13 protein-coding genes are annotated in these 16,780 nt (G+C 38.8%); 7 read left to right on the top strand and 6 right to left on the bottom strand.

Annotation, left to right across the window (positions count from 1 at the left end; genetic code table 11):
* Positions 1 to 31 precede the first annotated feature (31 nt).
* Together J2S08_RS02655 and J2S08_RS02650 are read left to right on the top strand one after the other, a co-directional pair.
* Positions 32 to 1,471 carry a LutB/LldF family L-lactate oxidation iron-sulfur protein gene (locus tag J2S08_RS02655; protein ID WP_307226400.1) on the top strand — a complete coding sequence of 480 codons (1,440 nt, stop codon included), beginning with the start codon at positions 32 to 34 and terminating at the stop codon, positions 1,469 to 1,471.
* A complete protein-coding gene (locus J2S08_RS02650; RefSeq protein ID WP_307226398.1) occupies positions 1,458 to 2,180 on the top strand; it encodes a LutC/YkgG family protein in 723 nt (240 codons plus the stop codon). Before J2S08_RS02655 ends, J2S08_RS02650 begins: the two co-directional genes overlap by 14 nt.
* Before the next feature lie 114 nt (positions 2,181 to 2,294).
* On the opposite strand, the gene J2S08_RS02645 is transcribed toward J2S08_RS02650, so the two are convergent.
* The 5 genes from J2S08_RS02645 to J2S08_RS02625 all read right to left on the bottom strand — a co-directional run bounded on the left by J2S08_RS02645 (position 2,295) and on the right by J2S08_RS02625 (position 8,449).
* The gene (locus tag J2S08_RS02645; RefSeq protein WP_307226396.1) at positions 2,295 to 2,738 is read right to left on the bottom strand and encodes a hypothetical protein; all 444 of its coding nucleotides are present in this window, start codon (positions 2,736 to 2,738) and stop codon (positions 2,295 to 2,297) included.
* Entirely contained in the window at positions 2,735 to 3,559 is an 825-nt protein-coding gene (locus J2S08_RS02640) for a DUF3100 domain-containing protein (protein ID WP_307226394.1), read from the bottom strand. Before J2S08_RS02640 ends, J2S08_RS02645 begins: the two co-directional genes overlap by 4 nt.
* Positions 3,560 to 3,919: 360 nt before the next feature.
* Positions 3,920 to 4,783: an NAD(P)-dependent oxidoreductase gene (locus J2S08_RS02635; protein ID WP_307226392.1), complete on the bottom strand. Its 864-nt coding sequence runs from the start codon at positions 4,781 to 4,783 to the stop codon at positions 3,920 to 3,922.
* Positions 4,784 to 4,974: 191 nt separating this feature from the next.
* Positions 4,975 to 6,432, bottom strand: coding sequence for an aldehyde dehydrogenase family protein (locus tag J2S08_RS02630; RefSeq protein ID WP_307226390.1), 1,458 nt, complete (start codon positions 6,430 to 6,432; stop codon positions 4,975 to 4,977).
* Between the two features lie 418 nt (positions 6,433 to 6,850).
* Positions 6,851 to 8,449 (bottom strand): helix-turn-helix domain-containing protein, encoded by a 1,599-nt coding sequence (locus J2S08_RS02625; RefSeq protein ID WP_307226388.1) that lies wholly within the window; start codon positions 8,447 to 8,449, stop codon positions 6,851 to 6,853.
* Positions 8,450 to 9,205: 756 nt separating this feature from the next.
* Here J2S08_RS02625 and J2S08_RS02620 point away from each other — a divergent pair.
* From J2S08_RS02620 to J2S08_RS02610, 3 genes are all read left to right on the top strand, one after another.
* Complete coding sequence (locus J2S08_RS02620; RefSeq protein ID WP_307226386.1) at positions 9,206 to 10,390, top strand: DUF418 domain-containing protein; 1,185 nt, start codon at positions 9,206 to 9,208, stop codon at positions 10,388 to 10,390.
* A gap of 27 nt (positions 10,391 to 10,417) precedes the next feature.
* The gene (locus J2S08_RS02615; RefSeq protein WP_307226384.1) at positions 10,418 to 11,320 is read left to right on the top strand and encodes a fumarylacetoacetate hydrolase family protein; all 903 of its coding nucleotides are present in this window, start codon (positions 10,418 to 10,420) and stop codon (positions 11,318 to 11,320) included.
* 112 nt (positions 11,321 to 11,432) lie between these two features.
* Positions 11,433 to 11,783 carry a YisL family protein gene (locus J2S08_RS02610; protein WP_307226382.1) on the top strand — a complete coding sequence of 117 codons (351 nt, stop codon included), beginning with the start codon at positions 11,433 to 11,435 and terminating at the stop codon, positions 11,781 to 11,783.
* Positions 11,784 to 11,854: 71 nt separating this feature from the next.
* Here J2S08_RS02610 and J2S08_RS02605 read toward each other — a convergent pair whose 3' ends face one another.
* Complete coding sequence (locus tag J2S08_RS02605) at positions 11,855 to 13,051, bottom strand: DUF418 domain-containing protein (RefSeq protein ID WP_307226380.1); 1,197 nt, start codon at positions 13,049 to 13,051, stop codon at positions 11,855 to 11,857.
* 586 nt (positions 13,052 to 13,637) lie between these two features.
* Between J2S08_RS02605 and J2S08_RS02600 the strand changes: the two genes are divergently transcribed.
* Together J2S08_RS02600 and J2S08_RS02595 are read left to right on the top strand one after the other, a co-directional pair.
* Entirely contained in the window at positions 13,638 to 14,357 is a 720-nt protein-coding gene (locus tag J2S08_RS02600; RefSeq protein WP_307226378.1) for a response regulator transcription factor, read from the top strand.
* A gap of 5 nt (positions 14,358 to 14,362) precedes the next feature.
* Positions 14,363 to 16,117, top strand: coding sequence for a sensor histidine kinase (locus tag J2S08_RS02595; protein WP_307226376.1), 1,755 nt, complete (start codon positions 14,363 to 14,365; stop codon positions 16,115 to 16,117).
* Positions 16,118 to 16,780 lie beyond the last annotated feature (663 nt).

Genomic DNA, 16,780 nt, shown 5'->3' with positions numbered 1-16,780 from the left:
CTTTATTTAAGAATGATGGGAGGGAAAATGAATGGCGATTCAAATTGGAGAGAATTCATTTCAAAAACGAGTAGAAGAAGGAATAAATAATCCATTTATGCGTGGAGCTGTTTCAGGTGCACAGGAGCGTTTGATCCAAAGGAAGTTGAATGCGGCAGAAGAGCTCGGAAATTGGGAAGAGTGGCGCGCTTTGGGAGAAGAAATTCGTCAGCATACACTAGAGCACTTGGACTACTATTTAATGCAGTTAAGTGAAAATGTCGCAGATCGTGGGGGGCATGTGTTTTTTGCAGAGACAGCGGACGATGCAAATCAGTACATTCAAGAGGTGATTGCTCAAAAGAACGGAAAAAAAGTGGTCAAATCAAAATCGATGGTTACAGAGGAGATTGGCTTGAATCATTGTTTAGAAAGAGCAGGATGTGATGTTATTGAAACAGATTTAGGAGAATATATTCTTCAAATCGATGATCATGATCCGCCGTCGCATATTGTGGCGCCAGCACTGCATAAAAACAAAGAACAAATTCGCAATGTTTTTAGAGAGAAATTAGCCTATACAAAAACAGCAAAACCTGAGGAATTAGCGTTATATGCTCGTGAAATGCTGCGCAAAGAATTTTTGTCTGCTGACATTGGCATTACAGGCTGCAATTTTGCAGTTGCAGAGTCTGGTTCAATTACGCTTGTAACAAATGAAGGAAATGCTCGCCTTGTTTCAGCACTTCCAAAAACACAAATAACGGTCATGGGTATGGAGAGAATCGTTCCAACGTTTACAGAACTGGAAGTACTTGTTAGTTTATTAACGAGAAGCGCAGTCGGCCAAAAGCTAACAAGCTATGTTACAGCATTAACTGGACCAAAAGAAGCGGGAGATGTCGACGGTCCAGAAGAATTCCATTTAGTCATTGTCGATAATGGGCGCTCCAATATTCTCGGTACTGCATTTCAGTCTGTGCTGCAATGTATTCGTTGTGCAGCCTGCATCAACGTTTGTCCAGTCTATCGTCATATCGGTGGTCACGCTTATGGTTCTATTTATCCCGGCCCGATTGGAGCGGTGCTTTCTCCATTGCTAGGCGGTTACGAAGCTTACAAAGAGCTTCCATATGCATCAACTCTTTGTGCAGCCTGTTCGGAGGCTTGTCCAGTAAAAATTCCTTTACATGAGCTGCTTCACAAGCATCGTCAAGTGATCGTAGAAAGCGAAAAGAAAGTTCCAATCACCGAAAAGCTTGTCATGAAGGTGTTTGGAATTGGTGCGGCTTCTTCTTCTCTCTATCAAATGGGATCAAAGCTAGCACCTATTGCTATGTCTCCTTTTTCTACGCAATCAAAGATCACCAAAGGCCCAGGGCCGCTGCGAGCGTGGACAGAGGCACGCGATTTTCCAGCACCAGGAAAAGAAAGATTGCGTGATTGGTATGCAAAGCGAGAAAAGAAGGAGGGAAAGCATGATGAAAGGTAACATCTATCATCGTGAACGTTTTTTAGAAAAAATCGCAAAAAACTTAGGGAGAGGTGTACAAACAGAGGTAAATCCTAATCCACAATGGCAGCATCAGCCTCAGTGGAAAGGATGGCAAGGTCTTACACAAGATGAGCTGCTTGTCATCTTAAAGGAACAGTGTGTCCATATCCATACAAAGCTAGTGGAGACGAAACAAAGTAGTCTTACAGAAACGTTAAAAGCAGTTGTGTCTAATCACGGCGGCGGCCCTGTAATAGCTTGGAAAGATGATAGGTTTGCACAATTTGGCCTTTCTGATTTATTGTGTCATCAATGGCCAAAGGAAGGCGTTCCTGTCCATATTTGGAGTCCTGAAGCAGGTGAAAACAATATTACATTAGCAGAAGAAGCAAATGTAGGCATTACTTTTAGTGATCAAACGCTAGCAGAATCAGGCACCGTCGTCCTTTTTAGCAGCAGCGGGAAAGGGCGGTCTGTCAGCTTACTTCCGAAGACCTATATTGCGATTATTCCTAAGAGCACGATCGTTCCTCGTATAACGCAGGCAGCTACGAGTATTCACCAACGCATCAAAAACGGAGAGAAGCTTGCCTCCTGCATTAACTTTATCTCAGGGCCGAGCAACTCAGCTGATATTGAAATGAATCTTGTAGTCGGTGTCCACGGACCAATGAAGGCAACATATATTGTTGTGGAAGATCAATAGCAGTACTGCTCAAGAGCGAGATAAAGCGTCTGTGAGCAGTTAGCCTTGAATGATAATTCGTTTCATGAACAACAGGGAATATATTCATTAAGGCATTAATATTGACTCGAATATTCACCCGAACTTGCCTGTCATTCTAAAAGAGATTTCTGCAAAAAGAGCCGCAAATAAAAAGGTTCCTGTATATACGACAAGCGAGATGACAATAATCCGCCAGCCAAGCTTCTTAAACTCTTTGATATCCTTTCCGAATGACAAGCCTGCGTATGCTAAAATCGGTGTTGCCAAAGCCATAAATTCTAATTTGCCAGTTGCATCAGCTAACGTTGCATGTCCTGGGAAAATAGGAGAAGTAATTATAAGCGCTAAAAGGGAGATCCACACAACAGCAGGAAATTTAATCGGCAAGACCTTTGTAAGGGCTAATCCGACTACAGTAACAGCCATGATGATGAACATTCCTGGCAGCGCTGTTAATGGAGAAACACCATAGCCTACCCAATTTCCGAATAATGCAATGATGCCAATAAGGATAATGATGGATATTTGCTGCTTCATAAAGTGTTCTCCTCCTTACTATTCCGTTTACTTTGTTTCCATCTTCCTAATTTTGGTTCAAGCCAATTGTATAACCGAACAGTAACAGGCAGAGAAAAGAAAATACATACATATGTACCGATAATAATCGTCATAATATTAGCTGCTCCTGCAAAAAGAGCAATTTCAACAGCATCTTCAGGGAAAACGACCGCTAAAGCTCCTGTTGCTGCTGCCATCATACTTCCAGATCCAACCCCAGCTCCCATTGCTAAAGCGATCGGATGAAAGATGCCAAGGTTGCCTAGAAAACCAGCTAACAAAGCTAAATAGATAGCTCCGAATAATGTTCCGCAAACATATACACCAAGTGCGCCTCTGGACTCAGCTGAATCAGCTCCATATTTCTCAGCGATAATTGCCAAGTTCGGTTCCCGATCAATGGAGAATGTAGCACCAATTGCTTCACGTTTCATTCCAATTAAAATGGCAATTGGCAGCCCTAATATGATCGTGCCTAAAAAATGTCCAACTTCTTGAAAGATTAAAGGAAGTCCGGCATCTTTCAATTGTGAAAGTGACGGTCCCATCATTGTGCCTAATTTAGCGACAAAGAGTAGGAATGCCACTTCTAAGACGCGTGAAGCAGTTTTCATTTCTTTCTGTTTTAATAACTTTAAAGATGGCCAACTAATGATTGCCCCGAATAGCATCGCATAGAGCAATGGAAATAGCGCCAACACCCCAATTCCAATGTCCAATTTATAAACACCAATATATTCTGCGACAATTACTAAGACAAATACGATAAGGTGAATCTTCATATTCTTAAGTAGGTGCATTTCTTTCCTCCCTTATTTTTATCTCTTATCTAACTAGCAGTACACCCCCTACCCTCTAGATGGGGGATAACTGAAAGTCAAATGTCCTATTGTTTCAAGCCTGACAGGATAAGGATAGCTTCTTGAAATAGCATCCGAACGAAGAAAAAGTACTCTTTTTTTTTCGAGGATATCAGTCACAAACGAGTTGCAACGGGATGTTGCGTCCTAATTTTAGTTCTACTTCTTATCAGTGAGGATGAGAGAACCCTCCCCCCACACTGATGGAAGTTTCTAAGGATTGAGAATCCCGCTTATAGAAGCGGGATTTTTCAATCAAGAGGATAGAAGCCAAGATCTGATTTCTTGGGTTTAGGCAATTCATTCATTTGATTGACAGACAGCAGATGAATCGAGCAGACCTTTTCCTTTTTCCATCGCTGTTTGATAGATGTCGCTTACCAACAAACCTATTGGAGAAGGTTGAGCAAAATACTGTGCTGTTTCTGTATACAAATGAATATCTTTATTCATATGCTGAAGGCTAAAAAGGACATGTTCATATGAATCTTTCACAATATTTTCGCCAAAAACGGATAATACTCGATTATGTGCCGAACCGCTTTGTATGACTTCTGCTAACTGTTTTCGGGGAACACCTGCCTTCTCTCCGACAGCAAATGCTTCTCCCAATGCAGCTGTAATGGTTGCAACGAGCATATTGTGGCACAATTTTGCAACTTGTCCATAACCAGAAGAACCGAGAAGAATAATATCTCTCCCAACACTATGAAGGATTGGCAGAACATCATTTATGTAAGCTTCATCTCCACCGACCATAATCGTTAATGTTCCTGAATCAGCTCCTGCGGGCCCTCCACTTAAAGGACAGTCAAAAAAATGAATGCTTCTATCTTTTGCGAACAGATATATATCCTGGGCTGTCTTTGGGTCAATTGTACTCATGTCCAACACGAAACTTCCTGGCTTCAATGCTGCAAAAATACCGTCGTCTCCAAGCAAAACGTCTTTTACGATTTGAGGACCAGGTAACGAGGTAATCACTGCATCAGCCTGTTTCCCTACTTCAAAAGGCGAGGCTTGTGGATGTGCGCCAATATCGCTGCAGATATCCAATGCCTGTTGATCTCTATCATAAGCGAAAACGTGAAAACCGTTCTTTACTAAATTTTTAGCAATTCCTTTCCCCATAGCGCCGCAGCCAATTAAACCGATGTTCTTCATTTCCATTCACTTCCTCACTTTATCCTACATCTAACTGGCAGTAAGACCCCAACCTCAAGAGTAAGAGGAATCGAAGAAGTCTAGGTGGGGGATAACTGAAAGTCAAATGTCCGATTGGTTCAACTAACCATGAGTAGCGGATGAGAGAAAACCCCCACTCATGGAAGTTTCACTTTATCATAAGAGCCATTTTAAGGTTTTATATAGACGGTTTTTGTCTCAAGCCAAAAGTCTAATGCGGTGCTGCCTTGTTCACGAGGCCCAATGCTTGAAGTCTTTTTTCCGCCAAAAGGGAGTTGATTTTCATAGTGATTGGATGGAATATTTACATGGGTTACTCCTGTTTCGATATTCCGAATAAAATAAAATGCTTTTTGAAGATCATTCGTAAAAATCGCGGAAGACAAACCAAAATCGCTATCATTTGCTAAGACTATCGCTTCATCATAACTGTCTACTTCCATAATTACAATAACAGGACCGAAAATCTCTTCTTTCGCAATTGCACTATTTTTTGCAACATTACTAAAAACAGTTGGAACCACAAAATAGCCTTTTGCTAGGTCGCCTTCAGTTAGCTGCTTTCCGCCATATTCAAGAACAGCACCTTCAGAAATGGCGGTGTTAACGTAATGAAGATATGTATCTAATTGATGCTTGTTTGCGACAGCACCATTATCGTTTGTTTCTTGAAATCCATCGCCTACTTTTATCTGCTTCGCTTTTTCCACCAACATCTTTGTGACTCGTTGTGAAATGGAACGGGGAACAATGACACGGCTCGTCCCTGTGCAGCTTTGGCCATTGTTATAAAATCCGCTAATGACAACGCTTTGAACAGCCTCTTCCAAATGAGCATCTTCCAAAATAATCGTCGCATTTTTTCCGCCCATTTCTGCCTGCATTTTTCCGCCTCGAGCAGTAACTTGTTTTCCAAGATGAATTCCTACATCCGAAGAGCCAGTGAATGAAACCGCTTTAATGTCGGGACTATTGCCAAACGCTTCTCCTACAACTGATCCCGGCCCTGTAATCAGATTCAAGACCCCGCTTGGCATGCCTGCTTGTTCAAACAGCTCGATCACTTTTACTGCAATAAGAGAAGTATCACTTGCTGGTTTATAAATAATCGTATTTCCTGCTAACATGGATGGTGCAATTTTGTATATCGCAATACCAAGCGGAAAATTAAAAGGCGTTACAACACCGACGACGCCTAAAGGCTCTTGAATTGTACAAGCAAATGTATTGGGATCAATTGCAGGAACAGTTTCACCTGATAGCCGATTAGCCTCTCCACTGAAATGCTTTAATGCTTGAACTGTCGCTTTTACTTCATTTCGAGCGGCGGAAATTGTCTTTCCGACTTCTTTTGTAATGATGTTTGCCAACATTTCTTTTTGCTGTTCAATTAAATAGATTAATTGAAATAACACATCACCGCGCTTTATTGGCGAAGTCTTTGCCCAAGCAGGGAATGCTTTTTTAGCGCTTTCAATTGCCCGCTGAACATCGACTTCATTTGATTTTTGAAAATAGCCCAACACTTCCTCGGTATTTGCTGGATTCGTGCTTGGGTATGTTTCTCCAGTTACAGATGATACCCATTTGCCATCAATGTAGTTTTGATATGTTTTGATCGTTGTCATCTGAATCTCTCCCTTGTTTTAAAGGTTTATCCCACATCTAACTGGCAGTAAGACCACCACCTCAAGAATAAGAGGAACCGAAGAAGTCTAGGTAGGGGACTGCCAGTAAATGTCCGATTGGTTCGGGCCGACAGGATAAGGAAAGCTCCTTGAATCAGCATCGCACGAAGAAAAAGTGCTCTTCTTTTTCGAGGATGTCGGTCACAAAGGCGTTGCAACAGGACAAGGAAAGCTTCGGCAGCGATACATCGCACGAAGAAAAGCGGTTTCCTTTTCGAGGACGTTGCGTCCTTTACTTCCCATGAGTGGGGGATGAAGGAAAACCCCTTATTAATAATATTAATAATAAAATTCAGATTATTAATTTCATATATGCCGGGTTACAAAAATAAGCTTGCATTTTTGTGTATATCCACAGTTAAACTTTTATGTAATCATCCATTTGAAAGGCAAGAACGACATTAATCCAGTCTTCTTTACGTTGAAAATCGATGCCTAATTGCTTTTCTATTTTTTTGAGCCTATAGGAAAGTGTATTAGGATGAATATGCAATGAAGCAGCTGTTTTTTTGTGACTTTTATTATAATGAATAAAGGCTTTCATTGTCGCAACATATTCTGCATCCATTTTTAAAAGCAATCCGATTTTATCATGGACAAATTTTTTTAACAGATATTGGTCTGTATTTAACCAAAGCCTCTCCACACCTAGCTCTGAATAAGCTGCAAATTCTTTATTCTTTGTACTTTTGCAAAAAGCGGCTGCTTCAGAAGCTTCGTTGTAAGAATCTACTATTTCTGGGAGTAGAACTGCTCTACCTATGCCTATGACCATTCGATTATTTAAATTCGCTTCATTTAAAATTTCCTTGACCAATTTCCTATATTTCTCATTTTCTATGTCAGTTAGCAAAATGACTATTTGAAATGTTTTCGTAAACACAAACGGGGTGAAACCATATTTTATTAAAATTTGTTCAATCGAACGAATCAATTTCTCTTTTTGAAAAACAGCATTGCTATTCCAAATCATGCCATTTTTACATTCAGCAATCATACAGGTTAATTTACTATGATCATATAGATCGAGTTTTTCCTGCATTTTTTTAGTTGACTCCGTTCGGCTACCATTAAGAATCTCTTGAAACAGCTCTTCTCTTCCATGCATTTCTTTTTCAAAAAGCGTATGTTGTTTAAAAAATTCAAGTGCCATTGCAGTTGCAGCATGTTCTAAAGCTGCTTTCTGTATGAGAGACAAACTTTTGAGAGGTTTATTCAGTACCAAATATCCAAATACTTCCCTCGAACTAATAATGGGGTAATAGTTTGCATGGTCTAAAATTGTATCAGAATACGTAACTGTTATTTTTAGCATTCTACTAATCATGTCAAGAATTGCTGGTGATCCTTTGCCTTCAAGAAGAATCTTTGTAAATTTCCGCTGAACTTCAAGCGAATAAGTTAATGCCTCATTTTTGCTTTTCACCTCTTGAAAAAGCATAGAGTTCATTATTGCAATGGCGGCTTGATCGGCTGCAATCTCCATAATGTTAATTTCGTCTTCTGAAAATTGAACGTTGTTTTCATTGAAATTATCAACAACGAGGACTCCAATACAATCATTTTTATATAATAGCGGAACGACCATGCCACTTTTGATTTCCCGATGGTTGACTCCTTTTAAAAAGTAATCAAAATTGATTTTAGACATGCTTGTCATATGCTCTTTCATCGCATTGCCAGAACAAACAACGCCTTTTTTAGATAAAAACACTTTCCCTGTTATAGATTCTCCCGGTCTAAATTTTACATGCTGCATTGCTTTCTCATTTACACCAACACCATGGGAATAATGTATCAACCCATCTTCTTTCAGTTTATAAAGAATGACGGTGTCGGCATTATCAATTAAATCAAATGCAGCCTTTACAAGTTTAATAAGAACATCCTCAACATCCAGTGATTGTGTCAAGCTGCGGTTAATTTCAAAAAGTCGTGATACTTTATCATGAATCATTTCGTTAAAGGAACTCCTTTCAAAAATAGCAGTATATCTCTTCGTTATTTGGTATAATTTTAATTGCAAAACTAATAACAAAATCTATCCTTCATGAACCTCATACAAATAAGAGCTGATTCCGAAATCAAAAGAAGGAAGTCAGAAAGTGAAACTTCTTATGAGTGGAGGGGGTTCTCCCATCCTCCACTCATAGAAGTAGAACAAATGCTAAAGTCAAACCGTCCTCGAATAAGGAAACCGCTTTTTCTTCGTGCGATGCTGATTCAAGAAGCTTTCCTTATCCTGTCGGCCCTAATTAACCGAACATTTGACTTTCAGTTATTCCTCACCTACGCTTCTGATCCTCTTACTCTTCAGGTGAGGGTGTCTTACTTGCCAGTTAGATGTTTGAATAAATCATGTTTTAAATATATCTCTAAAAAATAATAGCGTTTCTTCCTACTATTATATTAAATTTCAAATCGCTGACGAGAAATTCTTACAGCGTTTTATCCGAATCTAACTAGCTGTAAGCCTTCCTCCCTCAAAAATCCGATTAGCTACATTGGCGGGAGCAACGTGAAGCGATACATCGCAAGAAAAGAATGCAGTTTCTATGTTCCAGGACGTAATGGAACACCCTGTTAATAAAAACTTTAAGAAAATAGTTAACTTTCGTAGAGAATAACATAACAATTAATGATGCGATTCATTCGCCTAATACAAGTAAATCATTTAAAATCAGATTAACGAGTTTTGGAAAAGGGGATGTTTATGGTTCAGATGAAGCCAACAAAGGTACAAGAAAGAATTTTATCACTTGATGTGTTAAGAGGGGTATCCTTGCTAGGTATTTTTCTCGTCAATATCATGGCAATGCATTCTCCTTGGCAGTATTACAATCCGATAGAGTGGTGGGAATATGAAGACGCCACGTTGTATGCTTGGCTTGATGTGCTTGTACAAGGAAGCTTCTATCCTATTTTTGCGATGATGTTCGGATATGGTCTTATGATCATGTGGCAGCGTTCACAGGAAAGAGGCATCTCATTTGGAAAAATAGGAGTGAGGAGGCTGCTTGCGCTTCTCTTCATCGGGATTATTCATGCATTTTTAATTTGGTCTGGTGATATCTTAATCAATTATGCACTGTTTGGTCTCATTCTGTTAAGTATGCTCCGGTTATCTGGCAAGTTGTTAATATGGCTTGGGATGGGAATATTTTTACTAGTTCAAATACCGATGAGCGGTCTCATGCTTCTCGCAGCTGTTTTTGAACCAAAAGAAATGACATTTTGGATGGATATTACGAGTGTAACAAATTCGATCAATTTTTATTCATCTGGCTCCTTTATCGAGATTATGGGACAGCGCTTCACTGATTGGTATATGGTCAACGGCCCGCAAAATATTTTCTTTCTCTTGTTCATGATTTTGCCGATGATGATGATTGGAGCAGGAGCAAGCAAGCTTCAGTGGCTGCAAAATGCTCAAGAACAAAAAGTAAAATGGCTCGTTATTTTACTCCTTTCTCTTGTAGTTGGCTTGCCAATTAAATTACTGCCTTATTTAATCGAACCGAATCTTGGATATATGGTTATTCAGGATATGTTAGGCGGTCCGATATTGGGATTTGCTTTTGCTGCTCTCATTGTATTGTTAATGACAAATAAACAGATTGCGAAAGTGTTGAAGCCATTTGCAACAGCTGGAAGAATGTCTTTGACCATTTATTTGTCGCAATCTATTATCGGAACATTAATTTTTTATAGCTATGGATTAGGATTGTATAACCAAATTAGCTTAGTAAACGGTACTTTATTAGCATTAGCAATATACGTACTCCAAGTTGTTTTCGCAGAAATTTGGTTTACAAAGTTCCGCTACGGGCCAGTGGAGAAATTGTGGCGCACAATGACGTATGGAAGAAAAGCCGTTGCTCGAAAAATAGAAGCATAAGATCTTACATGGAGAAGGTGTATATAAATGAAGTTTGTATCCTTTACTACTCAAGATAGAAGCAGCTATGGTTTATTTATTGAAGAAACAGGAAAAATAGTAGATTTACAAGCGCTTGAAAAAGCAAGGAATAAGGAGCAGCTTTTGCCATCCACATTACAAGAAGGCATTACTTTAGGAGATGCTTTTATTCGCCGTGTTTCTGATTTATATGATTGGTGGAAAGCCTATCCATCTACTCTTCATTGTCTAGAATTAGATAAGATAACGTTGACTGCTCCTATTCCCCGTCCCGCGAAGAATATCATATGCGTTGGGAAAAATTATCGCGACCATGCCATTGAAATGGGAAGTGAAGCAGACATACCTTTAGCGCTTATTGTATTTACGAAAGCGCCGACAAGTGTAACGGGCCATCAACAATTGATAGAATCACATCAACATTTAACAAAAGAATTAGATTATGAGGGTGAGCTGGCAATTGTCATTGGAAAAAGCGGGCGAAATATCGAACCATCAGATGCGTTATCGCATGTGTTTGGCTATACGATCATCAATGACATTACTGCCCGCGATTTACAAGCTCGCCATCAACAATATTTTATTGGGAAAAGCCTCGATACAAGTTGTCCGATTGGTCCATGGATTGTACATCATACGGCAATAGCAAATCCAAATCAATTAGATATTATGACGACGGTCAATGGCGATATTCGCCAGCAGTCCAACACGAAGCAATTGATTTTTTCAATTGAAACCATTATTTCAACGCTATCACAAGGAATGACTTTGGAGCCTGGTGATATTATCGCTACCGGAACACCGGCAGGAGTAGGGAAAGGATTAAATCCGCCACAATTTTTACAGCCAGGTGATACAATTGCGATCACTGTTGAAGGAATTGGGACATTAATAAATACAATTGTGTGAGAAATCTATCATTATTGCTTTTTTTAACGATGTGGTAAGATAATGATGTTAATCCAATGTTTTCACTATTATTATGTGAAAAATTGAAAGGAAAGAGGGAGGCAACATTGATATGATGGAAAGTACACATGCTCATATTACGGCATGGGTCATTGCGCTTATTTTATTTTTGGTCGCGCTTGGCCTAAGCAAGAGTACAGGAAAAGGTTTTAAAATTACACATATGATTTTGCGTTTGTTCTATTTACTTATCATCTTGACAGGAGCATTGCTATTTTTCAAGTTTCAAACGCTGGATCCAGCGCTCTATGGCGTTAAAATGCTGCTTGGCTTCGTTGTTATTGCTATGTTTGAAATGATTCTAGTAAAATTATCAAAAGGGAAGCCGACAACAGTGTTCTGGATTCTTCTGCTATTGTCGTTAGGAGCAACAATTTATTTAGGATTTAAACTTCCATTATAAATTTAAACGAACCGCCCATTATATTTTCACGGGCGGTTTTTTTGGCCGAACTTAATTACGTGTTGAATGGATTAGACTGAACGCAAGTAAGTCCAATATCGCAGTACTTTTTCAAATGGACCAGTGCGGAATTTTTTTAAATACAGCTTGCTTCCAATCATTTGGAAAGCGAAAATGACGAATGAAAGCACTAACCCTAGAAAGACTCCCAGTTTTCCAAATAATCCAAAGCCATAGCCGTAAAAAATAGTTGTACAAATAACCGTTTGCAGTAAATAATTCGATAGTGATAGCCTTCCAACGGCAATAAAAAATTGGTGGATTGGAAGCTTTTCTGTTTTGCGATAAAGGTTGACAAAAATGATCATGTATCCGACTGAAAGCAATAAACTGCCAGCTATATAGGTAAAGCCTTGTAAAGGGGAATGTGGAAAAATATATTGAACTGATTTTAAAGCAAGTGCAATAACCGTGATGCCAATCCCTGTTGTTAACCGAAACGATCCTTCTATAAACCAATTACGCTTTGCCGCATACATGCCAAACCAGAATAAGGCACTTGTCATAAATGGTGTTAATATCACGAATAAAATATTCATTTCTGGACTTAACTCAACTGGGTGGGCATTATTTCGATGATCTTTTATTGCAAGATAATTTCCATTCTGGTAAATATGATTTGTTTCTTCAATAAAGTGATCTACTTTTTCTTGATCTTTTTCTATCATTACTTGTGGTACTGCCATCATTCCTACTAATAAAGTTAAAAAGAGAATTCCCCAAATTAGAATCGTTTTTGCTTGCCGATTGACAAACATGATTAATACAAGGCAAGTTAAACCGTAGCCGAATAAAATATCTCCTTCCCATAAAAAATAACGATGCACAAAACCAGCAAATAATAAAAATAAGGCACGGCGAAATAAATGCCATTTTACACGCAATTGTTTACGGGCTAAGCTTTCTGCCATTTTCACGACACCAAAGCCAAATAAAAATGAAAAAATCGGCATGAAGCTGCTTTCAATAAATATTTTAATAAAATAATAGACTCCTTGTGAAAGTGCTGAGAACGATGAAAGATCCAGTGCATCCTTTCCCCACATCCCATATTGGAAAATAAGCATATTACTTATCAATATTCCAAGCAGGCTGGCACCGCGCATTGCATCGACGACTGTAATCCTCTTTGTTCTTATTGCCAGCTTCTCTCGTTCGATAGGAGCTGTCGGCTCACGATCATGAGCGATCTTGATTGAATGATTCATCCTAATTCCTCCTGAAAATAGTGAATAGCTTGCCATTTCCGCTTTCCTTCATCTTTATCTCTTGTTAATTAAAAAGCTTTCCTCCTTTATCCCACATCTAACTGGCAGTAAGACCCCCACCTCAAGATTAAGAGGAATCGAAGAAGTCTAGGTGGGGGATAACTGAAAGTCAAATGTCCGATTGGTTCAACTAACCATCAGTGGGGGATGAGAGAAAACCCCCACTGATGGAAGTTTCACTTTATCCGACAATCTCATTAGTTAGAGGGATTAAATCAATTTAATGAGGGGGAGAGGAAAAAAACTCCACTGACAGCGATGCGAAGGAAACTGCTGCTGAGGGTTATCTTAAAAAATGAATGTAACGGAATATTGACGAGTGCCTTACAATTTTTATATAAAAATGTAAGCATTCGATAAGGTTTTCGTAATACAGCTACTCAGTCTAAAAGTCATAGCTTCTTTGTTGCATCTGGGAAAATAACAGCTTTATTAATTGGTGCGTATGTATGGACCATTTTTGGCACGTTTACTTGTAAGGTTTTCGTAAAGTCGCTGTGATACGATATTTTTGGAGGGGAATAAAATGGAAGGAACACGTATTCTAATCATTGATGATGAGCCATCAATCATCCATGTACTTGAAATGGCTTTGAAAAAAGAGGGCTTTCAGCAACTTTTTTATGCGTATAATGCGAAAGAAGCTATTTCAATGATAGATGCCGAACCATTTGATTTTATTATTTTAGACGTGATGCTGCCAGATGAAAGCGGCTTTAACATTTGTCCGACGATCCGTGAAAAAACGGATGCTTTTATTTTATTTTTAACTGCAAAGGTATCCGATCTTGATCGGATTTTAGGCTTTGCCCTTGGAGGCGATGATTATATAACGAAGCCTTTCAATCCACTTGAAGTGGTTGCCCGTATTAATGCTAAATTACGCCGTCAATACCCGCTAGTGAAACAAAGTCAGCTAAATGAACGGAAAAAAAATACTGATCATTTTGATTTTGGCCGCTTTCAAGTAGATGAGGCTGCTGGTGAATTGATCGTAGAAGGAAAGCAAGTGGAATGCCCACCTCAAGTCTTTCAATTGCTTTTACATTTCTGTAAATATCCGAACCAAGTATTTTCAAAGGAACATTTATTGCAGGCAGTATGGGGATTTCGAGATGTGAGTGACGACAATACTGTGATGGTGCATATTCGCAGGCTTCGTGAAAAAATTGAAGAGAATCCAAGTGAACCTAGATATTTGATCACGTTAAGAGGACTGGGATACAAGCTTGTGAAGGAGAGTTAGAAAAAATGAAATCGATTCGCAAACGTTTAATGTTTCATTTTAGCGGTCAATTTCTACTAGGACTTGTTTTTGCAGTTATCTTCTTTACCCTTTTAGTGCTATTTTTGATTGTGTATGTATCTCGAGAGCAGCTATATGCAGATTTTCCTGAATCTTTGCTTCATCTCATTAGCCTTGAAACATCGATAGAGGATGGCGGGCCAAAAATATCAAGTAGCTATGTTCATCAACTTGAGCAGCATCATATGTGGGTGCAAATCATTCGGATGGATGGTGAGGTCATCTATGAACAAGGGGAAGCACAAGAAATACCAAAACAGTATACGATTTCTCAGTTAGTTGATATACAAGAAACAGGTCAAATTGCGGGCTATGAAGTAAGCTGGCATGTTGAATTTGATCAACAAAAAGATTCCTATATCATGCTGCTTGGCAGGAAAAACGAACTCCCGCAGCTTGTGGAGGAATGGAGCAATCAATATGCTGAAAATGGCATGATTCCAGAGGCGAAAAGTGATGTATTCAATCAGAAGGTAAGAGAAGCATATGCGGAACTATATATTGTAGATGCAAATAATGAGGTCGTGCAAGCATTCGGTGCAGAAAAGGCGAAGCTGCAGCATCATCCATTAGATATATTATTAAAACAATATCGACAAGGAGAACAGAATCGAAATATTGCCACACATCATCCTCTTGGCAGTTCATTGAGATGGGTTGTGTTCCAAAAACAGAACAATATTATCCATACTGAAATAAATTGGGTGAAAAAAACCATTTATATCGGCATTATCATCAATAGCCTTATTTTAATTATGATGATCCTCTACTCTATTTGGTATGCGAATCGCTACAGCCGTCCGCTGCTTTTATTTGTTAGTTGGCTTGAACGGCTAGGCAAGCCGCATTTTTCTTATTTAATCGCTGATGGCGAACAAGAAAAGCTGTACACAAAGAAGGGAGCCTTGCGGCAAAAATATCAAATTTACGAAGAGGTGATTGCATCATTTCAAGAACTTGGACATTCGCTTAAAGAAAATGAAGAAATGCGGCAGCAGTTGGAACGTATGCGTGAAGAATGGATGTCTGGCATCTCTCATGATTTACGGACACCTATAGCGACAATGAAAGGCTATGGTCATTTAATGGAGAATAAAGAGTATTCCTTTACGGAGCAAGAAATATGTAAGATGGGGAGTACGATTCGTGAGAAAAGTGAATATATGCAAAGACTTGTAGAAGATTTCTCGCTTATTTTTCAATTAAGAAATACAGACCTGCCGCTTACACTTACATCTGTAGAGCTGAATAGCTTGCTCCGTTCCATCGTGATTCGTTTTGTCAATGATAGAACACTGCAGCGTGTCAAATTTGAATTTAATGAGGCGCCAGAGCGCATTTTTTTATTAGTGGATCAAACGTTATTTACACGTTTGATTAACAATGTCATCATGAATGCGATCAAGCATAATCATCATAAAGTAAAGATTGCTGTTACGATTGAGTTAGCGGGAGGCTGCGTACATATTCGGATCGAAGACAATGGGAAGGGAATGGATGAAGAAACGCTGGCGCAATTATTTACCCGCTATTATCGAGGGACTAATACGATAGAGTCTACAGAAGGTTCTGGTCTTGGAATGAGTATCGCAAAGGCTGTCGTAGATGCGCATAAAGGAAAAATAACCGTTCATTCAAAGGTGGGGAAAGGGACTAGCGTTGTGATTTCTATGCAATTGTCTCATGAGAAAGATAAATAATCTAGAAGTAGAAGCCAGTAAAAGGGCTAGTCAATGATGACTGCCCTTTTTTTACGGTTGTAAAGATCGGAAGTTTATCGCTTGTTTCGAGTGAGTGAACCATCTTTCGCTCTTCTCAAAAAGCATAAAAAGATAATGTTTGATGCTTTTTGTAAACGTCACTTTAGAGGTGCTCCCTGCATTTGGTTAGTGGTATTAACTAATGGTTGACATACTTTAAATTTGAAAAATGATATGTTTTGATGGCTTTGCTTTTTTGTTAAGTTTGAAATTAGTTGTATGATTGCATATTGCATGATTAATTCAAAAAGCATAAATATTAGATGAAAAGGATACTCGTAAATGATGAAAAGATATGCAGCGCTAAAAGGAACACATAGCAATATACTGCCCCATTTATTTTTAGTAAAAAAATAAATGGATGTTGAAATGAATACGCCAATTAAAAAAGCTTCCAAAAAAACAAAAATAGTTAAATAACCTATAAAAATTTCAGAGAAATAATGCATATTTCTTTTTCCTCCTTCATCAATAGTTTCTCGCCATTCCTTGAACTCACTGTGAAACAGGTGGAGATTAAGATATTTGTATTATATCAGGAAATTTCACTAATGATGGTGAGCCAACTTGGTCTGTCGCTTTCACTTTAAACCGTCTATAATC

The sequence above is a fragment of the Bacillus chungangensis genome (assembly GCF_030812995.1).
Classification (GTDB): Bacteria; Bacillota; Bacilli; order Bacillales; family Bacillaceae_C; genus Bacillus_CF; species Bacillus_CF chungangensis.
The sequence above is the reverse complement of the archived record's forward strand: the minus strand, read 5'-3'. Positions and strand labels throughout refer to the sequence as shown.

What these genes read in the sequence shown, in the direction of transcription:
- J2S08_RS02655 (WP_307226400.1), top strand. Translation starts at nt 32, where the DNA reads ATGGCGATTCAAATTGGAGAGAATTCATTTCAAAAACGAGTAGAAGAA.
- J2S08_RS02650 (WP_307226398.1), top strand. Translation starts at nt 1,458, where the DNA reads ATGATGAAAGGTAACATCTATCATCGTGAACGTTTTTTAGAAAAAATC.
- J2S08_RS02645 (WP_307226396.1), bottom strand. Translation starts at nt 2,738, where the DNA reads ATGAAGCAGCAAATATCCATCATTATCCTTATTGGCATCATTGCATTA.
- J2S08_RS02640 (WP_307226394.1), bottom strand. Translation starts at nt 3,559, where the DNA reads ATGCACCTACTTAAGAATATGAAGATTCACCTTATCGTATTTGTCTTA.
- J2S08_RS02635 (WP_307226392.1), bottom strand. Translation starts at nt 4,783, where the DNA reads ATGAAGAACATCGGTTTAATTGGCTGCGGCGCTATGGGGAAAGGAATT.
- J2S08_RS02630 (WP_307226390.1), bottom strand. Translation starts at nt 6,432, where the DNA reads ATGACAACGATCAAAACATATCAAAACTACATTGATGGCAAATGGGTA.
- J2S08_RS02625 (WP_307226388.1), bottom strand. Translation starts at nt 8,449, where the DNA reads ATGATTCATGATAAAGTATCACGACTTTTTGAAATTAACCGCAGCTTG.
- J2S08_RS02620 (WP_307226386.1), top strand. Translation starts at nt 9,206, where the DNA reads ATGGTTCAGATGAAGCCAACAAAGGTACAAGAAAGAATTTTATCACTT.
- J2S08_RS02615 (WP_307226384.1), top strand. Translation starts at nt 10,418, where the DNA reads ATGAAGTTTGTATCCTTTACTACTCAAGATAGAAGCAGCTATGGTTTA.
- J2S08_RS02610 (WP_307226382.1), top strand. Translation starts at nt 11,433, where the DNA reads ATGATGGAAAGTACACATGCTCATATTACGGCATGGGTCATTGCGCTT.
- J2S08_RS02605 (WP_307226380.1), bottom strand. Translation starts at nt 13,051, where the DNA reads ATGAATCATTCAATCAAGATCGCTCATGATCGTGAGCCGACAGCTCCT.
- J2S08_RS02600 (WP_307226378.1), top strand. Translation starts at nt 13,638, where the DNA reads ATGGAAGGAACACGTATTCTAATCATTGATGATGAGCCATCAATCATC.
- J2S08_RS02595 (WP_307226376.1), top strand. Translation starts at nt 14,363, where the DNA reads ATGAAATCGATTCGCAAACGTTTAATGTTTCATTTTAGCGGTCAATTT.